Genomic DNA, 13,470 nt, shown 5'->3' on the forward strand with positions numbered 1-13,470 from the left:
CTCAGACGTCGCGGGTGCGCAGCGGGTAGAGCCAGAAGCACAGCCAGCCGACGGCGGTGAACGCCAGCGGGATGACCGCGAGCATGAGCCGGATGCCGCCGTCGACGGCCTCCGGCTGCGCATCGCCGAGTTCGGCGTCGAAGCCCGTCGCCGTCAGCACGGCGGCGGCGACGATCGCCTGGAGGACCACGGAGCCGCGGACGACGAAGCCGTTCACCCCGAAGTAGGCGCCCTCGCGGCGATGACCCGTGCGGTGGGCGTCGTCGTCGATGATCTGGGCGAGCACCACCTCGAGCAGCTGGAGGAGGCCGCCGACGCCGACGCCGACCGCCACTCCGACGAGAGCCGCCGCCCCCACGGTCGTCGGGATCAGATAGCCCAGCACCGCCACCCCGAAGACGGCGACGCTCCACAGCAGCGCGGTGCGCGGCGAGGTGCGCCGCACCACCGCGCTCCACAGCACGATCGACGGGATCGCAGTGACGAAGATCGCCCCGAGCAGCAGACTCCCCTCCCCCTCCGGCGCTCCCAGCGAGTAGCGCACATAGAACGGGACGGCGGCGAGGATCACCGCGATCGACGTCTGCACGCACAGCGAGCCGAGCACGTAGGGCACGAAGGCACGGTTGCGGAACGTGTAGACGAGCTGGTCCCGCCAGCGCATCGCCTCGGACGCGGCCTCCGGGACGCGGCGCTCGATCATGCCCCCGAGGAAGGACCACGCGAGCAGCACCAGACACACGCCGGACAGCACGAGCGCCATGCCGGGCCAGCCGATCGCGTCGTAGAGCGCCGGCGCCCCGGCCGTGCCGAGCACCATGCCGAGGATCGCGAAGATCTGCCGCGGCACGTTCCCGCGGGCGCGCTCCTCCGTCGTCCGGAAGATCTCCGGGAACAGCGCCGAGATGTTGAGCACCACCACGACGAACGCAATGTCGTAGACGGCCACCACCACGAGGAACCAGACGATGAGGCCCGCCGCCGGCAGGGCGGGCGGCATCCACACGAGCGCGAAGGCGACGACGAGCGGCACGATGCCGAGCCCGATCCACGGGATGCGGCGGCCCCACGGCGTGCGGATCCGGTCGGACAGGGCGCCGACGACCGGATTGAGTGCCGCGTTGAGGATGCCGTGCGCGATCATGGCCGCCGCCACCCAGCCGGCCGGGACGGCGAGGTGCGACACGTAGAAGTAGACGACGAACGCGGAGAACGTCTGCGTCATCAGCTGCGTCGGGAACCCCGATGCCCCGAAGGCGATGGACTGGGCGCGGGTGGGGGCGGCGTCGAGACGGCGGTCGCGCAGCCGCTCGCCGAGAGTGGTCACCGCGCCTCCCCGCGCTGCAGGTCGCGCAGCGCCCGCCACCCGAGCCGGACCAGGCCCTCGTCCGCCATCGCCTGCCGGACGACCGGGTCGTCGAGGAGGCGCCGTTCGTAGTCGCGCTTCGCCGCCCCGAAGTCCACCGCCGCCCGCAGCTCCTCCCCGTCGGTCATCGGGTGCAGGTAGATCTCGGTGACCCCGGACGGCACGGCGCGCAAGAGCGCGAGGAAGCCGTCACGCACCTGCTCGTACGTCTCCTCGTCGGCGGTCCCCTCCCCTCCCAGCTCGAAGGGGTGCGTCCACAGCCGGTCGACGATCTCGACACCGAACGCATCCGCCACCGCCGCCGCCTCGGTCAGCTTCGCCTGCAGCCGCGGGTCCGCGTCCGCCCCCTCCATGTGGCGGGGAAGCCGGAAGGGCAGACCGTGCCGGGCGGCGAGCGCGAAGACCGGGCGCAGGAAGTCGCGACCGGTGAGGAGTCCGTAGACCGATCCCATGTGGTTGTCGAGATGGGTGACGTCGACACCGGCGTCGAGGGCGGCCTGCAGCTGCGCGGCGATCTCGGCCGCGACATCCGCCTCGGACGCCTGCCGCTCGACGGTCGCGACGTCCGCGGGGAAGAAACCGTCGGGGTCGACGACGGTCGCACCTCCGGTCAGCGGGCGCCAGCGGTACCGCCGCCACTCGCTGGTGAGCACGAGATGCACCCCCACGTCGAGGGCGGGCTGTCCCGCGGCGAACGCCAGCGCCTCCGGCGACCAGGCGCACGGCACCATGACCGTGGCGGAGTCGATGCGGTCGCGGGCGAGGAGGTCGGAGATGGCCGTGTTCGCCGCATGGCACATCCCGAAGTCGTCGGCATTGAGGATCACCGCTCGGGCACCGGCTGGCAGCCCGAGACGATCGGCGAGGGCGGAGGAGGCGATCATGGCGGATCCTGTCGGACGGGGGGTCAGCGGCCGCCGGCCGCGGGACGGGACGGCGCGAGGAGGCGCGTGAAGACCTCGGCGCGGAGGGCGGACGCGGCCTCGCCCACCGCTCCGACGAGCGGTGCCTCGGGGCCGAACGCGGAGGCAACGAACCGGAGCGAGAGTTGCGCGGAGTACTCCTCGGCGACGCGCTCGACCGCGTCCAGCAGTGCCGGATGCGCGGCCTCACCGCCGAGGATGAACGCTTCGGGGTCGAGCACGAGAGCGACGCTCCCGGCCACGAGGAACAGCCGGCGGCCGATCTCGGCGACGAGCGCCCGCGCGGCATCGTCGCCGTGGCGGGCCGCTTCGAGGTGGGCGAGGAACGGGGCGTCCACGTCGAGTCCGAGGCCGAGGGCGAGGTCGCTCACGACCGCGGCGCCCACGACCGGGGCGCCGATGGGGACCGGCGTCTGCGGGAGGTACATGACCTCGCCCGCGACGCCCGAGAATCCGCGGTGCAGCGCCCCGTCGATGACGATCCCGGCGCCGAGGTCGTCGTCGAGGAGGAGCAGCGCGAAGCTCGCCAGATCGGCGCCGACGCCGGTGGTGAGCTCCGCGAGCGCGGCGAGGTTCACGTCGTTCTCGATACGCACCGGGCAGTCGAGTGCGGCGGTGAGGGCGGCACGGAACGCGCCTCCGTCCGGACCCTGGTCATCGCGGATCGCGCCGTCGGACCCGACGATCCCCGGGACCCCGACGACGGCGAGGTGGAGGGCGCCCTTGGCGGAACGTCGGCAGGCGGCGACGAGCGCCGCGATGTGCGCGACGCGGTCGCCGCCCACGGGGAACGGGCCGTGCCGCTCGGCGCGCACGGCGCCGGTCGCGTCGACCAGGACGACGTGGGCGGCCTGATGGTCGACGTGCACGGCTGCCGCATGACCGAGCCCCGGGTGCAGCCCGACCCGCCCCGCGGCGGGCCCGCGGGTGTCGCGATCGAGACCGGCGGCGGCCACCGCGCCCGCCGCATCCAGCATCCGCAGCACCTGCGTGACCGCGGTGCGGGACAGTCCGGTCGCCGCCATGAGCTCGGCCCTGGTCTGGGGGCCGCTCGCGGCGAGACGCTCGAGGATGGCGCGTCCGTTGAGCGTGCGGAGCAGGGTCTGCGGTCCTGCGAGGGGTCGGGACATACGGCGGAACCTCTGAGGGGTCGGTGCTCGTGCGGAGTCGGTGCCCGACAGCCTGCCACATCGAGTCGCACCCGTCGACCTCCCCCCGCGGCTGCGCCACCAGCACGACCCCGCCACGCCCGCACGACCCAACCCCGGTTCTGGTCCCGCACACGTCCCCGGCTCGTGCCGGTGACCCGGGACGAGGGAACGGGAGGGAGGACGGACAGACCAATCGGGGCGCCGGAGCCGGTCCGGTCGGGCGACCGGGGTCTCGGATGGGCCCGTGACACCTGCACGACCCGGACACGGCTGCACGACGAAACCCTGGTTCTGGTCGCCCGCACGTCCCGGGGTCGTGCAAGTGCACCTGGGGGGATGGGACGGACGGGACGGGGACGGGGACGGGACGGGACGGACGGGACGGGAGGGGAGGGGAGGGTGTCTGCGGGCCTGCATAGGGTGGAGGGATGACGCCCCTGGTGATCCGTGACGCCGTCGCCGACGATGCCGAGGCCGTCGCGCGTGTGCACGTGCGCTCGTGGCAGGCGGCGTACGAGGGGCTCATCGATCAGGAGGTGCTGGACGGGCTGTCCGTCACCGAGCGGGCCGACGGATGGCGCCGCATCTTCGCCGAACCGCTGCCCACCAGCCTCGGGACGCTGGTCGCCGAGCGCGACGGCGAGGTCGTCGCGTGGGCGTCGTTCGGCTCCGGTCGCGACCTCGACGGTCCGGACGACGCGGAGCTGTACGGGCTGTACGCCGACCCGGACGCCTGGTCGACGGGGGCGGGGCATGCGCTGCTGGATGCAGCGGAGCAGCGGATGATCGATGCCGGGCACACCCGCGCATACCTCTGGGTGCTCGACGGGAACCACCGGGCCGACCGCTTCTACGCCCGGCACGGGTGGGAGCTCGACGGGGCCACGAAGATCGACCAGCGCCCCCAGCTCACGCTCTGCGAGCACCGGCGGGTCAAGCTCCTCGGCCCGCGCTGAGCGTCAGTCCAGCGCGCTCATCACGTGCTTGATCCGGGTGTAGTCGTCGAAGCCGTACTGCGACAGGTCCTTGCCGTACCCGGAGTGCTGGAACCCGCCGTGCGGCATGTCCGACACGAACGGGAGGTGGGTGTTGATCCACACGCAGCCGAAGTCGAGGTCGCGGGAGAACCGCATCGCGCGGGCGTGGTCCCGGGTCCACACGGAGGCGGCGAGCGCGTACGGCACGTCGTTGGCCATCGCGAGCGCCTCGTCCTCGGTGTCGAACGGCTGCACGGTGAGCACCGGACCGAAGATCTCTCCCTGCACGACCTCGTCGTCCTGACGGACCCCGGTCACGACGGTCGCCTCCCAGAAGTAGCCGCGGTCGCCCTGGCGCACTCCGCCGGTGGCGACGGTGGCGTGCGCGGGCAGCCGATCGATGAAGCCCTGCACCTGGGCGAGCTGGGCGGCGCTGCTCAGCGGCCCGTAGAGCACGCCCTCCTCGTGCGGGGCGCCGGTGCGCGCGTGCGTCCGCGTCCGCGCCACCAGCGCGTCGACGAACGCGTCGTGCAGGGAGGCGTGCACGAGAACCCGGGTCGCAGCCGTGCAGTCCTGACCGGCGTTGAAGAAGGCGCCGGCGACGATGCCCTCGACGGCTTTCCCGATCGTCGCGTCCGGGAAGACGATCGCGGGCGCCTTGCCGCCCAGTTCCAGGTGCACGCGCTTGACGTCGTCGGCCGCCGCGCGGGCCACCGCCATGCCGGCCCGCACCGAGCCGGTGATGGCGACCATCTGGGGTGTCGGGTGCGCGACGAGGGCGGCCCCCGTCTCGCGGTCGCCGAGCACGACGTTGAGCGTGCCGGGCGGCGTGTGCCGGGCGACGATCTCCGCGAGCAGCAGCGTCGTGAGCGGCGTGGACTCCGCGGGTTTGAGCACGACGGTGTTGCCGGCGGCGAGGGCGGGGGCGATCTTCCACACCGCCATGTTGAGGGGGTAGTTCCAGGGCGTCACCTGGCCGATCACGCCGATCGGCTCCCGGCGCACGAACGAGGTGTGGCCGGGGAGGTATTCCGCGGCGGCGCGCCCTTCCAGGCTCCGCGCGGCGCCGGCGAAGAACCGCAGCTGGTCGACGGACTGGAGGATCTCGTCGGCGACGAGTGTCGCCCGCGGCTTGCCGGTGTCCTGCGATTCGAGGTCGGCGAACTCCTCGGCGCGCGCCGCCATCTCCTCGGCGATGCGGAACAGCGCGAGCTGGCGCTCGGCCGGGGGCGTCGCACGCCAGACGGGGAAGGCGGCAGTGGCGGCGGCGTAGGCGGCATCGACGTCGGCGCGGTCCGAGAGCGGGATCTCGCCGTAGGCTTCTTCCGTCACGGGATCGATGAGGGGCAGTCGCCCGCTCCCCCGTGCCGCGACGGGCTCTCCGCCGATGAAGTTCTGCAGGGGCGCGGTCGTCGTCGACTGTCGGGACATGGCGCCATGCTAGCCACAAGACAGCGGAATCTGTAGCTTTTCTGCCAAACCTCGACGGAATCAGTTGCGCACGAGGGGTCGAAATGACACGATCGGTATATGAGTCCGAAGTCACCTCCGCCCGCCCTCGATGACATCTCCAAGCGCATCATCGAGCTGCTGCAGGAGGACGGGCGCCGCCCGTACGCGGAGATCGCGCGCGAAGTCGGGCTCAGCGAAGCGGCAGCCCGGCAGCGCGTGCAGCGCCTGACCGAGTCGGGCGTCATCCAGATCGTCGCCGTGACCGACCCGCTGCAGCTCGGCTTCCACCGCATGTCGATGATCGGGATCCGCGTCTCGGGCGACCCCCGCGCGATCGCGGAGGAGCTCTCCGCGATCCCCGAGCTGGCCTACGTCGTCGTCACCCTCGGGACGTTCGACATCCTCGTGGAGGCGGTGTGCGAGGACGACGACCACCTGCTCGACCTCATCGCCACCCGCATCCGCGCCATCCCCGGCATCCTCCAGACGGAGAGCCTGCTCTACGCGGGCCTCTACAAAGACCTCTACAACTGGGGAACGCGCTGACGCGCCCTCCCGCATCGGAGTGAACATGGGCACCACGGTCTTCGAACGCCGACGTCCTCCGCGGTCCGTCATCGACGACGCCCTGCGCGACACGGCCCTGTCCGTCTTCTGGCTCGACGACGTCGAGCGCCCCGTGCACCCGCCCCTCCGCGGCACCGTGCACGCAGACCTCGTGATCGTCGGCGGCGGCTACACCGGCCTCTGGACCGCGGTGCGCGCGAAGGAGCGGGACCCCGGACGCCGGGTCGTGCTGCTCGAGGCGTCCCGCGTCGCCTGGGCCGCGTCCGGCCGGAACGGCGGATTCTGCGAGTCCAGCCTCACCCACGGCCACGAGAACGGCGTGAACCGCTGGCCCGAGGAGATCGACCGGCTGGAGGAGCTGGGGCACGAGAACCTCGACGGCATCGCCGAGACCGTCCGCCGATACGACATGGACGCCGAGTTCGAGCGGACGGGCCAGCTCGCGGTCGCCGTCGAACCGCACCAGGTGGAGTGGCTCCGCGACGAGGAGGGCTTCCTCGATGAGGAGGCGGTGCAGGCGGAGGTGCACTCCCCCACGTTCCTCGCCGGGGCCTGGGATCGGGACGGCAGCGCCCTCGTGCACCCGGCGAAGCTCGGTCTGGAACTCGCGCGGGTGGCCGTCGAGCTCGGCGTCGAGATCCACGAGCACAGCCTCGTCCGGCGGATCGAGGGCGCCGATGCCGGCCCCGTGACCCTCGTCACCGAGCACGGCCGGGTGACCGCCGACGCGGTGGCGCTCGCGACGAACGTCTTCCCCTCGCTGCTGAAGCGCAACCGCCTCATGACGGTGCCCGTGTACGACTACGTGCTGATGACGGAGCCGCTGTCGGCGGAGCAGCTCGCGTCCGTCGGCTGGCACAACCGCCAGGGACTCGCCGACAGCGCCAACCAGTTCCACTACTACCGGCTCACCGCCGACGACCGGATCCTGTTCGGCGGCTACGACGCGGTCTACCACTTCGGGGGCAAAGTGCGCCCCGCCTACGAAGACCGGATGGAGAGCCACCGCCGCCTCGCGTCGCACTTCTTCACCACCTTCCCGCAGCTCGCCGGACTCCGCTTCACGCACCGCTGGGCCGGGGCGATCGACTCGTCCAGCCGGTTCTGCGCGTTCTTCGGCACCGCCCGCGGCGGCCGGGTCGCCTACGCCACGGGGTTCACCGGGCTCGGCGTCGGGGCCGCGCGCTTCGCCGCGGACGTGATGCTCGACAAGCTCGCCGGCGAGGAGACCGAGCGCACGCAGCTGCGGATGGTGCGCGAGAAGCCGATCCCCTTCCCGCCGGAGCCGGCCGCGTCCGTCGGCATCAACCTCGTCCGCGCGGCGATGGACAGGGCCGACCACAACGAGGGGCGCCGCAACCTTTTCCTGAAAACCCTGGACGCCCTCGGCATGGGGTTCGACTCGTGACCGGTCTCGTCCCGGGGGTCGTCGTCGACGCCGCCCGCCTCCCGCTGACGCACGCTTCCCTGCCCGCCGAAGACGTCCGCGACGGCACCCCGACCACGGCCTACACGGTGCTCGACGATGCGGGCGGGATCGAGATCGGCGTCTGGGAGATGACCGCCGGCACCGCGTCCGACACCGAGGAGGACGAGGTGTTCGTGGTGCTGTCGGGACGCGCGACCATCGCGTTCACCGCCCCCGCCCTCCCTCCCGTCGAGGTCGGCCCGGGGTCCGTGGTGCGCCTCTCCGCCGGCATGCGCACCGTCTGGACCGTCACCGAGACGCTGCGGAAGGTCTCAATCGGGATCTGACGCCTCCGCCGAGCGCGTCCCGCTCAGGCCCGACGCACCTCGGCGTGCGGGATCCGCGCCGCCATGACCCGCACGGCCTCCGGATTGTCGTCCACGAGCACCGCCTCCCGGCCGAGTGCGGAGGCCACGGCCCCGGTCGTGCCGCTGCCGGCGAACAGGTCGAGCACCCGATCACCGGGGCGGCTGGACGCCGCGACGATGCGCCGGAGGATGCCCTCCGGCTTCTGCGTCGGGTACCCGGTCTTCTCCCGCCCGGTGGTGGGGACGATCGTGTGCCACCACACGTCCGTCGGGAGCTTGCCGCGCGCGGCCTTCTCCGCGGTCACCAGGCCGGGCGCCATGTAGGGCTCGCGGTCGACGTCGTCGGAGTTGAAGACGTAGGTCCGCGGGTTCTTCACGTACACGAGGATCGTGTCGTGCTTCGTCGGCCAGCGTCGCCGTGACTTCGCCCCGTAGTCGTACGCCCAGATGAGTTCGTTCAGGAAGCAGTCCCGACCGAACACGGCGTCGAGCATGACCTTCGCATAGTGCGCCTCGCGGTAGTCGAGGTGCAGGTAGAGGGTGCCGTCGTCGGCGAGCAGACGCCAGGCCTCCTCCAGCCGCGGCATGAGGAAGGCGCCATAGTCGTCGAAGCTGTCGTCGTACGCGCGCAGCATGCCCCGCACCCGCTCGTACCGGTGTCCGTGGAACCCGTGCCGCACCTCGGGCTCGCCGGGCGCACGTTCAGAACTCAGGAGATCCGATGCGGTGTCGGCCGATTCGGGGCGGTTGCCGTCCGAATCAGCCGATTCCTCCGGAGTTGTGAACGTGCGGCGGGCGGTGACCACCTGCCGCTCCCGCACCCGCCCGGTGTTGAACGGCGGGTCGAGGTAGACGAGCGTGAAGGATCCGGACGGGAGCGTCGCCGCGACCGCGAGGTTGTCCCCCTCGATCACCGACACCCGCCCGACCCCCTGGGTCCCTGAGCCCCCCTGGGTCCCTGAGCCTGTCGAAGGGCCCGAGCCGGTCGAAGGGCCCGAGCCGGTCGAAGGGGTCACGGAACCCGGTGCAACCACGCGTCGGTCGAGAACTTCGACTCCACGAGGGCCTCGGCGTCGGCGTATTCGTCGGGTGTGATGCCGCCGTCCTCGGCGGAGGTGAGCGAGCGGAACGTGTCCTTGAAGCGTTCGATGATCTCGGCGCGCTCGAGCCCGGTCTGGCTGCGCAACGGGTCGACCCGCTTGGCGGCGGACGTCGTGCCCTTGTCGCTGAGCTTCTCCCGTCCGATGCGCAGCACCTCGGTCATCATCTGGCCGTCGATGTCGTAGGAGAGGGTGGCGTGGTGCAGCACGCCCCCGTTCGCGAGGCGCTTCTGCGCGGCGCCGCCGATCTTTCCGGTGGGGCTCGCGATGTCGTTGAGGGGCTGGTAGACCGCATCGATGCCGAGGGAGCGCAGCGCCTGCAGCACCCAGTCGTCGAGGAACGCGTAGGAGTCGGCGAAGGTCATGCCGGCGACGAGCGAGGCCGGGACGTACAGCGAGTAGGTGATGATCTGCCCGGCGGCCATGAGCATCGCCCCGCCCCCGGAGATGCGACGGACGACGTCGAACCCGTGCCGGGCCGCGCCCTCGGGGTCGACCTCGTTGCGGTACGACTGGAACGACCCGATGACGACGGCCGACTCGTTCCATTCCCAGATCCGCAGCGTGGGCCGGCGGCGGCCTTCGCCGACCCGCGAGGTGAGCACCTCGTCGAGGGCGAGGTTCATGCGCGGCGAGACCGCCTTCTCGTGCACGATCTCCCAGTCGAAGTCGCCCCAGCCGGGCGCGGTGACGAGCGCGCGGCGGACGGCGGTGCCGACCGCCTCGGGGGTGAAGCCGAGCAGCTGGGCGCCGTCGGGGAGCGCGCCGCGGACGGCGGCGGCGATCGCCGTCGCGTCCGACTCGGCGGGGAGGCCCTCGACCGCCGCGTTGATGTCGTCGAGCGCGGAGTCCGGTTCGAGGAAGAAGTCCCCGGCGAGCCGGAACCGCGCGATCCGGTCGTTCTCGACCTCGAGGTCGACGACCACGAGCTTGCCCCCAGGAACCTTGTATTCACCGTGCACGGGTCCAGCTTAAGGCGCGCGGCGCCGCGGGGGTCAGCCGCCGAGCACGACCACGCGTTCCCCGGCCCTGATCGGTGTGGAGTAGCGGTTGCCGGGCGTGGGCAGGGGGCAGATGAACTGGTCGGAGAAGGCGCACGGCGGCAGGTAGGCGCGGTTGAAGTCGATCACCGCCGATCCGTCGGCGGCGGGCTCCTCCACCGGCAGGAATCGGAACCGGTAGGTCTCGAGGCCGTTCGTGCCGTCGGCGAAGACGGCGCTGAGCGCCCCGCTGCCGGCGCGGGTGACGGTGAGTTCGTGGGGTGCGCCGGCGAGCTCGAACCGGAGCCGTCCCGCGATCGGCGTCTCCCGCTCCTCACCGTCGACCGCCGTGACGACCATCCGCTCGTCGGCTGCGGGCTCGAATGTCGCCGGGATCCGCCAGCGCTCGTCCGGGGCGTACGCGTCGATCGCCGTGAACCACTCCCGCTGCGGGCGCGCCGGGTTCCAGACGCGGAGGGCGAGCGCCCCGTGACGGTCGAACACGCGCAGTTCCCGACGGCCCAGGCGCAGGGTCTGCGTCCCGCGGAGTGTGACGACCGATCCGGAGGGTCCGAGCTCGCTGCCGCGGATGCCTCCGTCCCCGGTGAGAGCCCAGAGTCCCGGGACTCCGTCGACGGCCGCGGGTTCGGTGATGAGCCAGTTCGTCGACTCGAGCGCCGACGGCCCGTACTCCGACCCCGCATACCGTTCGCGCGACGCATGCCACTCGTGCCAGTCGGTCAGGAAGCTCATCGCGGCGGGCCCTCCCCCTCGCTCGTGCGGTGTGCCCCGAATCTAGGGCGGCTCGCGTGGCGCGCGACCCTCGTCCGTCACACGCCTTCACCCCGCGTCATCCCGCGTCACACACCTCCCTCCCCGCCCCTCCATCCGGTGCGGGATCAGAACCGCTCCCCGGTACTCCCTCCCCCGCCCGTTCCTGATCCCGCCACCCGGCCGGGCGCACCTCGCCCCGTCACCGTGCGTGTTCGAAAACGCTCCGCTCGGGCCGGAGGGAGGTGCGGAAGTGATCCCGCGGGACCGGCGGAAGGGGACGGTCAGCGGGTGGGGATGTGGGCGTCGAGCCAGGCGAGCACGTCGGCGCGCACCTCGTCCTGCTGGAGCTCCTGGAAGATCTCGTGCCGGGCGTCGGGATAGACGAGGGTCGTGACGTCGGTGAGCCCGGAGCGCCGGCGGTACGCGTCGGCGAGCTTGTGGACGCTGCGCGGGCCGCCGACCGGATCGTCACGGCCGACGAGGAGCAGCATCGGGAGGTCGCGCGCCAGGTGCTTCGCCGGGCGTCCGTAGAGTCGCGCCGCGTCGAGCGGGCCGAAGAGCGTGAGCAGCGGCACGCCCGTCGTGAGCGGATCCTCCTCGAAGGCCTTCCACACCGCGGGGTCGCGGCTCAGCCACTCGTACCCGGTCGCGTCGTCGGCGGCCCAGGCGGCGTTCAGCGGCGCCGGGTTCAGCGAGCGGGGCGTGCGCAGCGCCGAGCCCGACAGGATGACCGCGTCGAAGGCCTCGGCGTGCTCGTTCAGCAGCATCTGCGCGAGGAACGACCCCCACGAGTGTCCGAGCAGCACGAGCGGGAGGTCGGGGTTCTCGTCGCGGATGAGGCCGGTCAGCTGCCAGATCGCGTCCTTGGCTGCCCGGAGACCTCCGGGGCCGAGCCGTCCGAGCCGGGCCGGGTCGCCGTGCTGGCGCATGCCGGTGCGCCCGTGTCCGCGGTGGTCGTCGGCGTAGACCCTGAATCCCGCCCCGGTGAGAGCCGCGATGAGCGCGGGGTACCGCCCCGCGTGCTCACCCACCCCGTGCAGCAGTTGGACGACCCCGCGGGGCGTCCCCTCCGCCGGGTGGACGTCGTAGACGATGACGATGCCGTGGCTGTCGGTGTACTCGCGGGTCTCGGTCATGGTCCTGCCTTACCGCTCGGTCTCCGCGAGGGCGTCGCGGATGGCGAAGGCGATGTCGCGATCGGTCACCTCGTATCCGCCGACACCGTCGGAGGCGGAGCCCATGCGTACCCCGCCGTCCTCGACGACGGCGCGCTTCGCGGAGAAGTGGATCGCGTCGACACCGGTCGCGGCCAGCACCGGAGCGCTCGCGACGTCGACGCCGCTGCCGGCCATGATCTCGATCTGCCCCTCGGCCGCGGCGACGAGGGCGCGCAGCGTGTCGATGCCGTCGATCGCGGCGGATGCCCCTCCGGAGGTGAGCACCCGACGGAGTCCGAGCTCGCGCGCCGCACGCAGGGTCGCCACCGGGTCGGGGGTGACGTCGATCGCGCGGTGCAGGGTCGCCGGGGCGCCGTCGGCGGCATCCCGCAGCCGGGCCATGGCGTCGCGATCCAGCCGCCCCTCGCCGTCGAGCGCGCCGATCACCACTCCCGCGGCTCCGGCGGCGATCGCGTGGCGCACGTCGCGCTCGGCGACGGCGAGCTCGTCGGCGCTGTAGTGGAAGCCGCCGGCGCGCGGACGGATGAGGACGTGCACCTCGGGTCCTCCGGCGCCCGCGGCCTCGAGGGCGAGGTCGAGCGTGGCGGGCGAGGGGGTGAGTCCGCCCAGGGCGAGAGCGGTGGCGAGTTCGACGCGGGCGGCGCCGACCTCGGCGGCGATGCGCACTCCGGCGGGGTCCTGGACGGCGATTTCGAGGGCGATCGTTCGGGTCACCCCTCCATTGTGCCCGGTGGCCTCGTCCGTCCCCGACCCGCGGTCGGAAATATTAGATAGACTAACTAAGTATGTCTGCGTCCGATGATTCCCTGCACCTCACCGCCACAGACCTCCGCATGGCCACTTTCCGGCTCGCCCGCCGGCTCCGCTGCGCCCGCGCCGCCGACCTGATGAGCGACACCCAGCTCGCCGTGCTCGCCGAGCTGCGCATGAACGGCCGCCGGACGATCTCCACCCTCGCCGAGCGCGAGCGGGTGACCGCTCCGTCGATGACGAGCATCGTGAACGGGCTCGAGGAACAGGGGTTCGTGGCCCGCACCCCGGACGAGGACGACCGCCGTCGCGTGCAGGTGGACATCACTCCCGCCGGTATCGAGATCGTCGCCGAGACCATCCGCCGTCGCGACGTGCTGCTGGCCGACATGCTCCGCGAGGTCGACTACACCGAGGAGGAGCTGGCGACCCTGCGAGAAGCGAGCGCCCTGATGCGGAGGGTGGTGGAGCGATGA

General features: G+C 72.2%; 14 protein-coding genes. 5 read left to right on the forward strand and 9 right to left on the reverse strand.

Features of this window, described 5'->3' with window-relative positions:
- Position 1: 1 nt before the first annotated feature.
- From KAF39_RS02260 to KAF39_RS02270, 3 genes are read right to left on the reverse strand one after another with little or no spacing between them, the layout of a single operon-like run.
- The gene (locus KAF39_RS02260) at positions 2–1,327 is read right to left on the reverse strand and encodes an MFS transporter (protein WP_210675769.1); all 1,326 of its coding nucleotides are present in this window, start codon (positions 1,325–1,327) and stop codon (positions 2–4) included.
- On the reverse strand, positions 1,324–2,250 hold the full coding sequence (locus KAF39_RS02265) for a polysaccharide deacetylase family protein (protein WP_210675770.1): 927 nt from the start codon (positions 2,248–2,250) through the stop codon (positions 1,324–1,326). Before KAF39_RS02265 ends, KAF39_RS02260 begins: the two co-directional genes overlap by 4 nt.
- 23 nt (positions 2,251–2,273) lie before the next feature.
- Complete coding sequence (locus tag KAF39_RS02270; RefSeq protein WP_210675771.1) at positions 2,274–3,419, reverse strand: ROK family protein; 1,146 nt, start codon at positions 3,417–3,419, stop codon at positions 2,274–2,276.
- Positions 3,420–3,868: 449 nt separating this feature from the next.
- Here KAF39_RS02270 and KAF39_RS02275 point away from each other — a divergent pair, with 449 nt between their 5' ends.
- Positions 3,869–4,396 (forward strand): GNAT family N-acetyltransferase, encoded by a 528-nt coding sequence (locus tag KAF39_RS02275; RefSeq protein ID WP_210675772.1) that lies wholly within the window; start codon positions 3,869–3,871, stop codon positions 4,394–4,396.
- Positions 4,397–4,399: 3 nt separating this feature from the next.
- Here KAF39_RS02275 and KAF39_RS02280 read toward each other — a convergent pair whose 3' ends face one another.
- Positions 4,400–5,848 carry an aminobutyraldehyde dehydrogenase gene (locus KAF39_RS02280; RefSeq protein WP_210675773.1) on the reverse strand — a complete coding sequence of 483 codons (1,449 nt, stop codon included), beginning with the start codon at positions 5,846–5,848 and terminating at the stop codon, positions 4,400–4,402.
- A 99-nt stretch (positions 5,849–5,947) separates the two neighbouring features.
- On the opposite strand from KAF39_RS02280, the gene KAF39_RS02285 reads away from it, so the two are divergent.
- Genes KAF39_RS02285 through KAF39_RS02295 form a run of 3 tightly spaced genes read left to right on the forward strand, consistent with a single transcriptional unit; the run spans position 5,948 to position 8,191 of the window.
- Positions 5,948–6,415 (forward strand): Lrp/AsnC family transcriptional regulator, encoded by a 468-nt coding sequence (locus tag KAF39_RS02285; RefSeq protein WP_210675774.1) that lies wholly within the window; start codon positions 5,948–5,950, stop codon positions 6,413–6,415.
- A 25-nt stretch (positions 6,416–6,440) separates the two neighbouring features.
- Positions 6,441–7,844, forward strand: coding sequence for an FAD-binding oxidoreductase (locus KAF39_RS02290; protein ID WP_210675775.1), 1,404 nt, complete (start codon positions 6,441–6,443; stop codon positions 7,842–7,844).
- The gene (locus KAF39_RS02295; RefSeq protein ID WP_210675776.1) at positions 7,841–8,191 is read left to right on the forward strand and encodes a cupin domain-containing protein; all 351 of its coding nucleotides are present in this window, start codon (positions 7,841–7,843) and stop codon (positions 8,189–8,191) included. Before KAF39_RS02290 ends, KAF39_RS02295 begins: the two co-directional genes overlap by 4 nt.
- A 23-nt stretch (positions 8,192–8,214) precedes the next feature.
- On the opposite strand, the gene KAF39_RS02300 is transcribed toward KAF39_RS02295, so the two are convergent.
- The 5 genes from KAF39_RS02300 to KAF39_RS02320 all read right to left on the reverse strand — a co-directional run bounded on the left by KAF39_RS02300 (position 8,215) and on the right by KAF39_RS02320 (position 12,958).
- Positions 8,215–9,132 carry a site-specific DNA-methyltransferase gene (locus tag KAF39_RS02300; protein ID WP_210677915.1) on the reverse strand — a complete coding sequence of 306 codons (918 nt, stop codon included), beginning with the start codon at positions 9,130–9,132 and terminating at the stop codon, positions 8,215–8,217.
- A 92-nt stretch (positions 9,133–9,224) separates the two neighbouring features.
- Positions 9,225–10,274 (reverse strand): biotin/lipoate A/B protein ligase family protein, encoded by a 1,050-nt coding sequence (locus KAF39_RS02305; RefSeq protein ID WP_210675777.1) that lies wholly within the window; start codon positions 10,272–10,274, stop codon positions 9,225–9,227.
- Positions 10,275–10,307: 33 nt separating this feature from the next.
- Complete coding sequence (locus KAF39_RS02310; RefSeq protein WP_210675778.1) at positions 10,308–11,045, reverse strand: DUF1684 domain-containing protein; 738 nt, start codon at positions 11,043–11,045, stop codon at positions 10,308–10,310.
- A 302-nt stretch (positions 11,046–11,347) separates the two neighbouring features.
- Positions 11,348–12,202 carry an alpha/beta fold hydrolase gene (locus KAF39_RS02315; protein WP_210675779.1) on the reverse strand — a complete coding sequence of 285 codons (855 nt, stop codon included), beginning with the start codon at positions 12,200–12,202 and terminating at the stop codon, positions 11,348–11,350.
- A gap of 9 nt (positions 12,203–12,211) precedes the next feature.
- Positions 12,212–12,958 carry a copper homeostasis protein CutC gene (locus tag KAF39_RS02320; RefSeq protein WP_210675780.1) on the reverse strand — a complete coding sequence of 249 codons (747 nt, stop codon included), beginning with the start codon at positions 12,956–12,958 and terminating at the stop codon, positions 12,212–12,214.
- A gap of 71 nt (positions 12,959–13,029) precedes the next feature.
- Between KAF39_RS02320 and KAF39_RS02325 the strand changes: the two genes are divergently transcribed.
- The gene (locus KAF39_RS02325; protein ID WP_210675781.1) at positions 13,030–13,470 is read left to right on the forward strand and encodes a MarR family winged helix-turn-helix transcriptional regulator; all 441 of its coding nucleotides are present in this window, start codon (positions 13,030–13,032) and stop codon (positions 13,468–13,470) included.

Origin of the sequence: Microbacterium sp. BLY, assembly GCF_017939615.1 — a bacterium.
GTDB lineage: Bacteria > Actinomycetota > Actinomycetes > Actinomycetales > Microbacteriaceae > Microbacterium.

Coding starts and splice junctions, on each gene's coding strand:
- KAF39_RS02265 (WP_210675770.1), bottom strand. CDS start 2,250: ATGATCGCCTCCTCCGCCCTCGCCGATCGTCTCGGGCTGCCAGCCGGT.
- KAF39_RS02270 (WP_210675771.1), bottom strand. CDS start 3,419: ATGTCCCGACCCCTCGCAGGACCGCAGACCCTGCTCCGCACGCTCAAC.
- KAF39_RS02275 (WP_210675772.1), top strand. CDS start 3,869: ATGACGCCCCTGGTGATCCGTGACGCCGTCGCCGACGATGCCGAGGCC.
- KAF39_RS02280 (WP_210675773.1), bottom strand. CDS start 5,848: ATGTCCCGACAGTCGACGACGACCGCGCCCCTGCAGAACTTCATCGGC.
- KAF39_RS02285 (WP_210675774.1), top strand. CDS start 5,948: ATGAGTCCGAAGTCACCTCCGCCCGCCCTCGATGACATCTCCAAGCGC.
- KAF39_RS02290 (WP_210675775.1), top strand. CDS start 6,441: ATGGGCACCACGGTCTTCGAACGCCGACGTCCTCCGCGGTCCGTCATC.
- KAF39_RS02310 (WP_210675778.1), bottom strand. CDS start 11,045: ATGAGCTTCCTGACCGACTGGCACGAGTGGCATGCGTCGCGCGAACGG.
- KAF39_RS02315 (WP_210675779.1), bottom strand. CDS start 12,202: ATGACCGAGACCCGCGAGTACACCGACAGCCACGGCATCGTCATCGTC.
- KAF39_RS02325 (WP_210675781.1), top strand. CDS start 13,030: ATGTCTGCGTCCGATGATTCCCTGCACCTCACCGCCACAGACCTCCGC.